Consider the following 12,244-nt stretch of genomic DNA (forward strand, 5'->3'; position numbering starts at 1 on the left):
GGCAGGCGCTCTTCCGCGACAATCATGGTCTGAGTCGCGGAGGCTGACATGGCGGTGATCGAATCCCTGCGAGCCGGTGATCCCCGGCGCATCGGGGAGTGGCGGCTGCTCGGCCGGTTGGGTGGAGGCGGGCAGGGCGTCGTTTACCTCGGTGAGACGGCCGAGGGCGGCAAGGTCGCCGTCAAACTGGTGCACGCGCACCTCATCGCCGACACGAAGGCGAAGAAGTACCTGGTCGCCGAGGTGGAGGCGATGCGGAAGGTGGCCGCGTTCTGCACCGCCCGGGTGTTGGCAGCCGACGTCGAGGGCGACCAGCCGTACATCGTGAGCGAGTACGTGGACGGGCCGTCCCTGCACCAGGTCGTCTCCGCAGCGGGTCCGCGGGACGCCTCGGCGCTCATCCGCCTCGCCATCGGCACGGCGACCGCGCTCACCGCGATCCACCAGGCAGAGGTGATCCATCGCGATTTCAAACCGAGCAACGTACTGCTCGGCTCCGACGGACCCCGGGTGATCGACTTCGGGATCGCCAAGATCCTTGATCTCACCACGACCATCTCGGCCGAGTTGATCGGGACGCCCTCCTACATGGCCCCCGAGCAGCTGAGCGGCGAGCGCCTGACGTCGAGGCTCGACGTCTTCGCGTGGGGATGCACGATGGTGTACGCGGCGACCGGGCAGAGCCCGTTCGGCCATGACGCACTGCCTTTGATCATGAACAGGATTCTGCACGCGCCCCCCGAGCTGGGCACCCTCGACGGCCCGCTGCGCCCCATGATCGAAGCCTGCCTGGAGAAACTCCCCGCCAACCGGCCCAGCGCCCGGGAGGTGCTCCTCGAACTGCTGGACTCCTCCTCCCCGGAAGCCCAGGTGCTCCCGACCGGGGCCGACCTCGCCGCGCGCGGACCAGTGGGCGAGCAGACCATCGTGCCGCCACCTCTCGCGGTGACCGAAACACCACGGCTGAGCCGCCGCCGGGTCCTGGCCGCGCTGACCGGCGCCGCGGCACTACTGGCCGGTACGGCTGTCGCCCTGCGCGGCACGCTGGCCGCCGAGCCGACCACACTGGCGCGGCCCACCCCAGGGGCGTTGCCCGGCCTGCGCGGGTCGCTCCAGCCTGACGCGTCGGCATCGGTGATCATGACCTCGTACACGGCGATCGTCAGCGGCAAGCTCGCCAACGCGTACGTCCTCAACAGCGAGACCGGCCAGTTCGACGCGACCGCGTACCGCGGCGCCGGGGTCTCCTTCGACCGGCGCTATGTGGCCGGGGTCTCGGAACCGATCAAAGATCTGGGAGCCGCCAGGCAGCTCACCATCGAGGACCGGTCCACCGGCCAGAAGCATCCCGTCAAGCTGAACCAGCCGTTCATGGCACCCCGCTGGTCGCCGACGCGAAACCAGCTGGTCGTCACCCTCCTGGACGGCGCCGAAACGGCGAAGGGCGTGGGTTACGCCATCGTGTCCCCCGACGACTACACTCCCAAGATCGTCAAGATGGATCGGATCCACCTGGGGGCTCTGGGCTGGCCGCTCCACCCCGGGACCTTCGCGTGGAGCCACGACGGCACCACCCTGGTGGCCGCCTCACTCGAAGGGTCCTGGGCCGACAGCACCCTGTGGGTCTACGCCCCCGACGGGAAGCTGATCAAGTCGTACCCGGGTCTCGGCCAGAATGTGGGCTACCCGTTCTCTCCGGACGGCAAGCTGATCGCCACCCAGACCAGATTCGCAGGCTCGGAGGGGGACAAGGGCAAGGACCAGGTGACGGTCTTCGACGCCGGGACGCGCGCGTTCGTCCGAGACCTGCCGACCGAACTCTGGTTCATGGGCTGGTACGACGCCTCCCACATCATCGGCTACCACTGGGAAAGGGATCGACAAGGCGTCGGCCAGGTAAGGATCGTCGGAACCGACGGCACCCTGGGCCGCGTCCTGGTCACCAACGACGAGTCCCCGGCCAACTGGAACATCTGGCCGACCTATTCACGCGTCGGCCCTCAGGAAACCCGACTCGAAGGAACATGATGGACGATCGACGGCTGGTCCGGATCTCGAAATATCTCGCCAAACACCTGCGCCACGAGCCTGGGCGGATCGGAATCGACCTCGACGAGCACGGCTGGGTGGACGTGGAGACGCTGCTCGCCGCCTCCGCCGCGCACGGCTTCCCGATCGGCCGTGACGAGCTGGACCTGGTCGTCACGGCCAACGACAAGCGGCGATACGTGATCGCCGACGGCCGCATCCGCGCCAGCCAGGGGCATTCCGTGGTCGTCGACCTCGATCTGCCCGTGGTGACACCGCCCGCCCACCTCTATCACGGGACGGTGGACCGGAACCTGGCCGCGATCCGCGCCGAAGGGCTGCGCCCGATGAACCGCCACCATGTCCACCTCTCGCCCGACCGCGAGACCGCCACCCGGGTCGGCATGCGGCGCGGGCGAGCGGTGGTGCTGGCCGTGAACGCGGCCGGCATGCACGAAGCCGGTCACGTCTTCCACGTCAGCGCCAACGACGTATGGCTGGCGGAACACGTCCCGCCGGGGTTCATCCGCTTCCCCTGAGGCCCCCGCCGAACACGCCGCGGCCCGCCGTCCTCGTGAAACCCTGCCTACGAATTAAGTCGAACGGCCTGGAGCGCCGCAGCCACGTACGCATAGCCGACCTCAACGCCACACTCGTGCGGGATGATCACCAGCTTGGCGGACCATGGGTGCAGAGTTGTGGCAATCCGGCGAAACTCACCGCCGGCCAGGGAAGGAAGGCGATCTGCGTGCTGACCGTCGAGCTGCTCGGCCCACTGCGCGTTTCGGTGGCCGGGCGGCCGGTCGAGCTGCCGGCCGGGCGGCTGCGCGCGTTGCTGGCCGTGCTGGCGATGTCGGCGGGCCGTACCGTCTCGGCGGACAGGCTGGCGACCGCGGTGTGGGGTGCGGATCAGCGTGGCGACCAGCGAGCCAACGTCCGTACGAACGTCAAGCGACTGCGCCGCACCCTGGAGACCGCCGAGGGGGAGCTGATCGCGGCCCGGCCAGGCGGCTACCTGCTCGCGACCGAGCCGGACCACGTGGACGCGCTCCGCTTCGGTCGCCTGCTCGATGAGGCCGCGGCGGCACCGGACCTGCCGGCCGAGCGGTCCCGGCTGGCCGCCGCGCTGTCGCTGTGGCGCGGCACCCCGTTCGACGGGATCCGATCGGACTGGCTGGAGCAGACCGTGACCTCGGCGCTGCAGGAGCGGTACCTGACCGCGCTGGAGCGGCGGGTCGACCTGGACCTCGCGAGAGGATCGAATCCCGACCCGGCCGAGCTGGCCGAGCCGGCCGAGCGGCATCCACTGCGGGAATCGCTCTGGGTTCGGCTGCTCCGGGCCCTGGAATCGGCCGGCCGTCCCGCCGAGGCGCTGGAGCGGTACGAGATGATCCGGCGCCGGCTCGCCGCGGAGCTCGGCGCCGATCCCAGCCTTGAGCTGCGGAAGGTTCACGCCGACCTGCTCGCCGGCGGCGCTTCGCCCGGCGGGCACGCGGCGCCCAGGCAGTTGCCCGCCGCGGTCGACGGATTCGCCGGGCGGGAGGCCGAGTTGGCGGCGCTGGACGCGCTGCTCGGCCCGCCGGGCGAGACGAGGTCCCGGTCGTCGTTGATCGCGGTGATCGCCGGCACGGCCGGCGTCGGGAAGACCACGCTCGCCGCGCACTGGGCGCACCGGGTCGCCGAACGCTTCCCGGACGGCCAGCTCTACGTCAACCTGCGCGGATACGATCCGTCAGGGGAGGCAGTACGGCCGGCGACCGCCATCCGCGAGTTCCTCGACGCGCTGCGGGTGCCGCCGCACCGGATTCCGGACGGCCCGGCCGCGCAGGCCGGGCTCTACCGCAGCCTGCTGGCCGGGCGGCGGATGCTGGTGCTGCTGGACAACGCCCGCGACACCGACCAGGTCGCCCCGCTGCTGCCCGGGGCCCCCGGTTGCCTGGTGGTGGTCACCAGCCGGGATCACCTCGCCGGGCTGGTCATGACGTACGGCGCGCATCCGGTCACCCTCGACATCCTGCCGCCGGACGAGGCCAGGCGGTTGCTGGCCCGCCGGCTCGGCCGGGACCGGATCGCCGCCGAGCCCGTCGCCGCCGAAGAGATCATCCGGCGCTGCGCCGGGCTGCCGCTGGCGCTGGCGATCGTCGCCGCCCGCGCCGCGATCCATCCCACGCATCCGCTCGGTGCGCTCGCCGGCGATCTCCGGGACGCCCTCAGCGCGCTGAACCGTGCCGTCGACGTACGGGCGATCTTCTCGTGGTCGTACGAGACGCTCGGCGACGAGGCGGCGGCGCGGCTGTTCCGGCTGGTCGCCGGTCTGTGCCCCGGTCCCGTCAGCACGATCGCCGCCGCCAGCCTGGCGGGCGTCCCGGTCTCGCGGGTACGTGCGCCGATGGCCGAGCTGACCAGCGCCAACCTGCTCACCGAGCACGTTCCGGGCCGCTACTCATGCCACGACCTGCTGCGCGCCTACGCCTCCGAACTCTGCGAATCCCGCGACGCGGACCGGGACGCCGCGCGACAACGCATCGTGGACCACTATCTCCATACCGCGTACGCCGCCGCGCTGCATCTCCACGGGCACTTCGAGACCACCGCCCCCGCCGCGCCCCGCCCGGGCGTGTCCGTAACCGACTTCGCCGAACCCGACGAGGCGATGGCCTGGTTCACGGCCGAGCGCCCCGCTCTGCTCGCCGCCCTGAAACTCGCCGCCGACCTGGGCCTTGACCGGCACGTCTGCCATCTGGCGCAGACGTTGTTCGTCTTCCTGCACCGACAGGGCCGCTGGCACGACCGGGCCGAGACCCAGCAGGCCGCCGTGGCCGCCGCCCGGCGGCTGGGCGACCCGGCGGAAGAGAACCGCGCGCATCGCAACCTGGCCTGGGCACTGGCCGACCTGGGCCGCTTCGACGACGCCCACCGGAACCTCGACACCGCCCTGGAAGCATCACCTGACTCCCCCGCCGGTCAGGCGTGGACGCACTACTACCGGAACCTCGTATACGGCCTCCAGGGCCGGGAGGCCGACGCGCTCGACGCCGCCCGCCGCGCCCACGACCTCTTCGACCAGCTGGGCGACCAGGTCGGCCGGGCCATCGCACTCACCGACCTCGGCTGGTACCTCGGCCGCGGGGGAAACCACGGCCAGGCCATCGACCTGTGCGAGCAGGCCCTGATCCTGCACAAGAAGCTCGGCAACCGCCCGCACGAGGCCCACACGTGGTCCTGCCTCGCCGACATCTACCTCCAGCTGGACGACCCCGCCGGTGCCGTCTCCTGCTACCGCCGGGCCCTCGACCTGTTCCAGGAACTCGGCGACCCGTACGCCGAGGCCAGCACCCTCGCCCACCTCGGCGCCTGCCACCACCTGGCCGGCGACCAAGCGGCCGCCCACGAGCACTGGCGGCACGCATACTCCCACCTCGGCGACCTCGACCCCTCTACCGCCGACCAGATCCACACCCAGCTGACGATTATCGACAAGTCCGCCGCCGATGCCTTCCGCTCCACCACGGCCCACGCGAGTACGGCTGGTGGCGTTGAATGTCCGCACAGGTGAACCCGAGTCCTTCCGGCATGCTGCCGATGACCTGATAGGTTTCCAGCATGGTCTACATGTTCGTCCGGCTTCGGACTGTCTGAGACGGTGTGCTCCGCTGGTTGCTCGGCGACCAGCGGCAGTTGAGGAAATCCCGCCAGTAGGTCCTGCGGTCCAGAACACCGCACGGGGTTTCGCTCGACCCCGACCCGTCACTCTCTCACCGCCATCGTTGGCTCTGTCCTTGATAGCCGCCTTGGGCTGGACAGCGCCGCCATCGGGTCGCCGATTGTCTGTGTAATCGCCGAACCTGTGCGTTACTCGACTGGTGGCATGCTTCGCCATTCTCATCATCCGCGGCTTAACACGCCGACTTTCGGCATCAGGCGTGTTTTCCGGGCCTTAATCCGATCGGACAGATTTACATGTCATCGACCTCAAAATAACCCGTCGAACGCTGCTCCTACCTTCGTGCTGGTCCACGGTTCCGGCTCCAGTTCGTTCATGTGGGCCCCCATCCAGCGCGAACTCGCGTTGCTCGGCCACCGTAGCTTCGCCGTCGATCTGCCGGGGCATGGCCTCGACGCGCAATACCCGGTCGCCTACCAGGCCCCGCAGGATCTCGATGCCTGGGCGACCGAGCCGTCGTCGCTGGCCGGCGTCACTCTGCAGGACAACGTCGACATGGTCGTCGACGTCGTCCGTCGCGTGGCGGCGCACGGGCCGGTGGTGCTCGTGGGCGCCAGCCTCGGTGGGGCGACGATCACCGGGGTCGGCAACACGATCCCCGAACTGGTGGATCGGCTCGTCTACATCTCCGCGTGGTCATGCGTGGAACGGGCGAACCCCATCGAATACATGCCGGAGCCCGAGTTCGGCGCCAACCTGCTGGCCCCGCTGGCCGTACTGAACGTCGGAGACCCTGCTCAACTCGGCGTCGGCCGGGCCAACTACCGCACCGCCGACCCCACGTTGCTCGCCGGCCTCAAGGCGGCGCTCATGGCCGATGTCACCGACGAACAGTTCCGGGCCTTCCTCAACATCCTGCAGCCGGACGAGTCGATCGCGGTGATGATGTCCGACGCCCGTGTCCACGCCGACACCTGGGGCACGATCGCCCGCTCCTACATTCGTCTCACCGGCGACCGGTCCCTCCCGGTGGCCATGCAGGACAGGCTGATCGCCGAAGCGGACGCCCTGACCCCTGACAATCCGTACGACGTTCACACCCTCGACACCACCCATGTGGGGTTCCTGTTCAGAGCGGCAGAGGTTGCCGCCATCCTCGACAAACTATCCATATAGCGACAAATGGGACCCGCCTTGTGTCCGAGTCTTCAATCCTCGGACACAAGGGGGGCAGTTGGAAAATCTCCCCAAGGCTCTATTCCAACGCTGGAAACCAGCCATCGCCGCTAGTGCCGTCAGCGGGTCGTTTGAACGGGACGCGGAGCTCTTCCCAGGAAGGGCCGGCGCTTCCGTGCACTGGAACCTTAGAGGTAGCCGGTTCGACGGTCTCCCGCTGGAATACGAGTATGGATACTCGATGGAAAGTCCTGATGGCAGGGGCGGCAGTGGTGGCCGGCGTGCTCACACCCGCGAGCGCGGCGCAGGCCCAGGCCGGGTGCGGAGTCAGCAACGGCGTGCTGCGGTGCGGCAACGAGGGCAACGCCGAACTCCGCAGCAAGCCGTCCACGACCCTCCCGCCGAGCAAGGTCGTCGACAATCTGTGGACCACGTACAGCTGGTTCACGTGCTGGTCTGAGGGCCAGTACCACAAGGGCGACAACACCACGTGGTACAAGACCCAGGGCGACCGCAACGGGCGCTGGGGTTGGGTGGCCGCCGGCTACGTCTTCACCTCGAACGGCTTCGACGCCAACCCGAGCAAGTATGGTCTGCCCAAGTGTCAGTATGACTTCGGCTGACCGCCGCTCAAGGAACCCTTGATCTACGCATCACTTCCTACTCCTCCTCGGTGAACACGACCTCGCGGCGCCTGCGAATCGCCGGGAGGACGGCGACGGCGAGCGCTGCCACGGCCAGGGCCAGGAGCACCGCGGAGATCGGTCGGGTCACGAAGACCGACGCGTCGCCGCGGGAGATGATGAGCGCCCGCCGCAGGTTCTCCTCGACCAAGGGTCCGAGGACGAAACCGAGCAGCAGGGGCGCCGGCTCGCAGCCGCACTTGATCAGGATGTAGCCCAGGACGCCGAAGAACACGATCGCGTAGACGTCGTACGCGTTGAACCCCAGGGAGTACGTGCCGATCGCGGCGAACAGGATGATCATCGGGAACAGCACCTGGTACGGGATGCGCAGCATGCGCACCCACAAGCCGATCAGCGGCAGGTTCAGCAGTACGAGCAGCACGTTGCCGATCCACATCGACGCGATCAGGCCCCAGAACAGCTCCGGCTCCTCGGTGATGACGTTCGGGCCGGGGGTTATGCCGTGGACGATGAACGCGCCGACCATCAGTGCCATCACCGGGTGGGCGGGCAGACCCAGGGTGAGCAGCGGGATGAACGACGTCTGTGCGGCGGCGTTGTTCGCCGACTCGGGGCCGGCGACGCCCTCGATCGCGCCGCGCCCGAACTCCTGCCGCCGCTTCGAGATCCGCTTCTCGACGGCGTACGAGGTGAACGAGGCCAGCACGTGGCCACCGCCGGGCAGGACGCCGAGCGCGGCGCCGAGACCGGTACCCCGCAGGATCGGGCCGATGATCCGGCGCCGGTCCTCGCGGGTCGGCCAGAGGTTCTTCACCTTGGTGATGACCGCCGTGCGGGTCTGCTCGTTCTCCAGGTTGCGCAGAATCTCGGCCACCCCGAACATGCCGACGGCGACCGACACGAAGTCGATGCCGCCGTACAGCTCGCGCTGGTCGAACACGAACCGGGGCGTGCCGGTGTAGATGTCCTGGCCGACCGTGCCGAGCAGGACGCCGAGCGCGATCATCGCCAGTGCCTTGAGCGTCGAGCCACGCGCCAGCGCGATCGACACGATCAGGCCGAGCAGCACCAGCGAGAAGTACTCGGCCGGGCCGAACTGCAACGCGACGCGGGCCAGCGGTGGGGCCGCGACGGCCAGCGCGACGGTGGCCACCGTACCCGCGATGAAGGACCCGATCGCAGCGGCGGCCAGCGCCGGGCCGGCCCTGCCCTGCCGGGCCATCTCGTGTCCGTCCAGCGCGGTGACCGCCGCCGACGACTCACCGGGCAGGTTGATCAGGATGGCGGTCGTCGAGCCGCCGTACTGCGCGCCGTAATAGATGCCGGCCAGCATGATCAGCGCCGTCACCGGCTCGAAGCTGAACGTGATCGGCAGCAGCATCGCCACCGTCGCCGTCGGCCCGATGCCGGGCAGCACGCCGACCGCCGTCCCCAGCAGCACTCCCACGAAGCAGTAGAGGACGTTCTGGACCAGTAGGGCGGTCGAGAAACCCAGCGCGAGGTTGTCGAGAAGTTCCATGCCTCAATCCGGATGCCGCGTCAGAACCCCAGCCACGGGCCCCATAGCGGGATCCGCAGCTGAAGTCCGACGACGAAGATGAGCGTGCCGGCCACGGTCAGCCCGGCGGCCACGGCCACGGCCATGAGCGGCCGTACGCGCGAGCTGGCCAGTGTGGTGAGCAGGGCGGTCACCGCCGACGTCGGGACGAATCCGAGGCCCCGGACGGTGAATCCGAAGAACAGGACCGCGAGCACGATGGCGGCGACCGCACGCCAGGGGATCGGCCCGAACGAGATCACCTCGCCGGCGATGAGTCCCTTGATGACGATCGCCAGGCCCAGGGCGGCCACGATCGCGCCGACCAGCAGCGGGAAGGCGCCGGGACCCATCCGCAGTGGGCTGCCCAGCTCGTAGCCGAGCGACCCCACCGCGAATGCGCCACCGATCAGGACGAAGACTCCCCCGGCGAGGACGTCCGGGAAGGACCGGCGGCGCTCCACCTCAGGAGGCCTTGAGCCCGGCGTCGGCGATGACCTTCGCCCAGGTGCCGAGCTGCTCTTCGAGCTTGGCCCGGTGCACCTGCGGGGTCGCGTCCTCGGCCGGGACCGGCGCGGTGCCGAGCTTGGCCATCTGGTCGATGACCTTTTGGTCGGCCAGTGCCACCTTCAGCGCCTCGGACAGCTTCTGGACGACCGGCTGCGGCGTGCCCTTCGGGACATAGAGACCGTGCCACACGCTGACCTGGAGCTGGGGCAACCCGGCCTCGGTCGTGGTGGGCAGGTTGGGCAGGCTCTTCACCCGCTCCGGCGTGGTGACCGCGTACGCCTTCACCTCGTTCGCGGAGATCTGGCCGCTGGTGTTGGTCGTCTGGTCGCACATGAAGTCGACCTGGCCGCCGACGAGGTCGGTCAGTGCCGGGCCGGTGCCTTCGTACGGAACCTCCTGGAGCTTGACACCGGTGGCGGTCTGGAACAGCAGGCCGCACAGGTGGGATGCGGCGCCGATGCCGGCGTTGGCCAGCGTGACCTTGTCGGCGTTCGCCTTCACGTAGGTCACGAGGTCCTGGAGGGTCGCGGGCGCGAAGTCCTTGCGGGCGACGACCGTCATCGGCACCTCGGTGACGAGCCCGACCATCTCGAAGTTCTCGAGCGGCTTGTAGCCCAGATTCTGGTACAGGGCGGGCGCCGTTGACATGCCGATGTGGTGCATGAGCACGGTGTAGCCGTCGGGCTCGGCCCGCGCGACCTCGCCGGCGCCGACCGTGCCGCCCGCGCCCTCGACGTTCTGGACGACGACCTTGGCGCCGAGCTTGGCGGCCATCGGCTCGGCGATCATGCGGGTGACGGTGTCCGTCGGGCCGCCCGCGCTGAACGGCACGACGAACGTGATGTTCTGGTCCGGGTAGCCACCGGAAGCGTCTCCGCCGGTGGCGCCTCCAGTGGCGCCTCCGTTGCCGGAACAGGCGGCGACGAGCGAAACGACGCCGATCGCGGCGATCATCCGCGCGGCGGACCGGTACCTGCTGGTCGTTTTCATATAGCGGCCTCCTCGTCAGCGCATGCGCATTTCGTCGGGAGTGCGCGGCCTCAGTCTCGGCTGGCAAGGACGCGAATGGTGTCGGGGGAATCCCACAGGAATGCGCCGGATGTCAGAGGAATCCCAAGAGCTGAAGGGCTAACACGAGCGTTGATCCGGGCCGGTATGCGGATCACCATCATCAAGGATGACGATGGCGCGGCGCAAGGTGTGATCACCGTCCTGGCCCTGGCGCCCCGGCCCGGCGCGGCTGCTCCCCTGGTTTGACAGCGTCCTGCGCGCTTCGTCGTCCACACCGCACCGCCACCGCCGCGAAGGCCGCGCGTGCCGCCCGATCCGATGTTGTCCTCGTCGACCCGGGCCTGCTCGACGGCGACGGACTCGACGTGATCCGCAAGCTCCGTGACCGCCGTCAGCGCCGTGACAGGCGCCGCCTCTGAGGAAGCTCGTTAATCCGAGATCTCCCGCTCGACCTCGACCAGAAAACAAGAACCACGCCTTCCACCAATAGCTGAGCGGACGCCGAGCAACCGCACGAGAATTGCCCATCACATTCTGATAATCGGACCGCCTCCCCACAGCTCGTCGACTCGGCGCTACCCCGTCTGCCACCATCGATGGATGACAACGAGAAAGGGCCATGGTCGCTGACCGCCGGCTCGCGCTGCACGCGACGCTTCCCGACCGCTACGCCCGTCATGAGGTCCTGGCCTCGACCATCGACCACCGCGGCCGGCTCGCCGCCTTGGTTGCCGACCCCGCCCAGGGCTTCACCCCCATCCCCCACTTCTCCGAGCTCCGGCCGCCCCCGCGCTACGACGCGACCGCCGTCATCTGCGACGGAGGCGAGATCCGCGAGATCCCGCTGACAGATCTCGGCCTATGGTTCACCCGCATCGACACCCTCGGCGATGGCATCGTGCTGGCCGCTGCTCGCTGTGAGCCCGTGGGCATCGACGTCGAGCGCTACCGGGAGCCGGTTCCCGAGGGGGAGCTGCACCTCACCGACAACGTCCGGGTGATCGACGGAGACGGGCAGACGCGGTCCGCCTTCTACGCTGGTGACGGCATCAAGCAGCTCATGACGGATGCCCAGGGCCACATCTGGACCAGCTACTTCGACGAGTCGAGCTACTGGTCCACCAACCCGGACGGCACCCGTTCCTACGGTTTCATGATCGGCCTGGCGCGCTGGGACAGCGACGGCGGCCCGCCCTGGATGGCGCCATCCCATACTCCAGGCGTCGTCTGGTGCGACTGCTACGCGCTGAATGTCGGCCGTGACGTGGTCCACGCCTGCCCCTACACCGACTTTCCGCTGATCGAGATCGACGCTGACGGCGTCCGAGGCGTCACACCGAACCCCGTCACACGGTGCAAGGGCTTGGCCGTCTCCGGTTCTGAGCTCGCCTTCCTCGATCAACACCGAGCAGGCGGCGGCTTCCGCTGGGAGATCCGCAGGGCCCGCCGACAGGGCGGAGCGGTCACCGAGACGGACCGCGAGCACCTACTGCTACCAGACGACCGACACCCGACCGGCTGGGCACGCGGGAAGATCGGCAGAGACGGGACGCTGTGGCTGCACGAAGACGGGGATCCGCGGCGTTGGCACCGCTATGAGGTGGACCCCTAAACGCGAGACAGAGGTTGAACTTCTCCTCCATACGGCGGACTGCCCCGCATCGTCCAGCA

At 69.0% G+C, this 12,244-nt stretch carries 9 protein-coding genes; 6 read left to right on the forward strand and 3 right to left on the reverse strand.

Annotated features, from left to right (window positions below; genetic code table 11):
- Nucleotides 1-48 precede the first annotated feature (48 nt).
- The 5 genes from MBA17_RS19300 (at nt 49) to MBA17_RS19320 (ending at nt 7,491) form a co-directional block, all read left to right on the forward strand.
- Nucleotides 49-2,028, forward strand: a complete 1,980-nt coding sequence (locus MBA17_RS19300) for a protein kinase domain-containing protein (protein ID WP_238497887.1) — start codon at nt 49-51, stop codon at nt 2,026-2,028.
- Nucleotides 2,028-2,567 (forward strand): RNA 2'-phosphotransferase, encoded by a 540-nt coding sequence (locus MBA17_RS19305; RefSeq protein WP_238497888.1) that lies wholly within the window; start codon nt 2,028-2,030, stop codon nt 2,565-2,567. The genes MBA17_RS19300 and MBA17_RS19305 overlap by 1 nt, the downstream gene beginning before the upstream one ends.
- A 209-nt stretch (nt 2,568-2,776) precedes the next feature.
- The gene (locus tag MBA17_RS19310; RefSeq protein ID WP_238497889.1) at nt 2,777-5,584 is read left to right on the forward strand and encodes an AfsR/SARP family transcriptional regulator; all 2,808 of its coding nucleotides are present in this window, start codon (nt 2,777-2,779) and stop codon (nt 5,582-5,584) included.
- A gap of 450 nt (nt 5,585-6,034) precedes the next feature.
- Nucleotides 6,035-6,868 carry an alpha/beta fold hydrolase gene (locus MBA17_RS19315; RefSeq protein WP_455432795.1) on the forward strand — a complete coding sequence of 278 codons (834 nt, stop codon included), beginning with the start codon at nt 6,035-6,037 and terminating at the stop codon, nt 6,866-6,868.
- Between the two features lie 254 nt (nt 6,869-7,122).
- Nucleotides 7,123-7,491 (forward strand): hypothetical protein, encoded by a 369-nt coding sequence (locus tag MBA17_RS19320; RefSeq protein WP_238497891.1) that lies wholly within the window; start codon nt 7,123-7,125, stop codon nt 7,489-7,491.
- A 37-nt stretch (nt 7,492-7,528) separates the two neighbouring features.
- On the opposite strand, the gene MBA17_RS19325 is transcribed toward MBA17_RS19320, so the two are convergent.
- Genes MBA17_RS19325 through MBA17_RS19335 form a run of 3 tightly spaced genes read right to left on the reverse strand, consistent with a single transcriptional unit; the run spans nt 7,529 to nt 10,552 of the window.
- Nucleotides 7,529-9,034, reverse strand: coding sequence for a tripartite tricarboxylate transporter permease (locus MBA17_RS19325; protein WP_238497892.1), 1,506 nt, complete (start codon nt 9,032-9,034; stop codon nt 7,529-7,531).
- 20 nt (nt 9,035-9,054) lie between these two features.
- A complete protein-coding gene (locus MBA17_RS19330; protein WP_238497893.1) occupies nt 9,055-9,516 on the reverse strand; it encodes a tripartite tricarboxylate transporter TctB family protein in 462 nt (153 codons plus the stop codon).
- Nucleotide 9,517: 1 nt separating this feature from the next.
- Nucleotides 9,518-10,552, reverse strand: a complete 1,035-nt coding sequence (locus tag MBA17_RS19335; protein ID WP_238497894.1) for a tripartite tricarboxylate transporter substrate-binding protein — start codon at nt 10,550-10,552, stop codon at nt 9,518-9,520.
- A gap of 640 nt (nt 10,553-11,192) precedes the next feature.
- On the opposite strand from MBA17_RS19335, the gene MBA17_RS19340 reads away from it, so the two are divergent.
- Nucleotides 11,193-12,185 (forward strand): hypothetical protein, encoded by a 993-nt coding sequence (locus MBA17_RS19340; protein WP_238497895.1) that lies wholly within the window; start codon nt 11,193-11,195, stop codon nt 12,183-12,185.
- Nucleotides 12,186-12,244: the final 59 nt, after the last annotated feature.

Origin of the sequence: Dolomitihabitans soli (genome assembly GCF_022213955.1) — a bacterium.
In the GTDB taxonomy this organism is placed as follows: domain Bacteria; phylum Actinomycetota; class Actinomycetes; order Streptosporangiales; family Streptosporangiaceae; genus Streptosporangium_A; species Streptosporangium_A soli.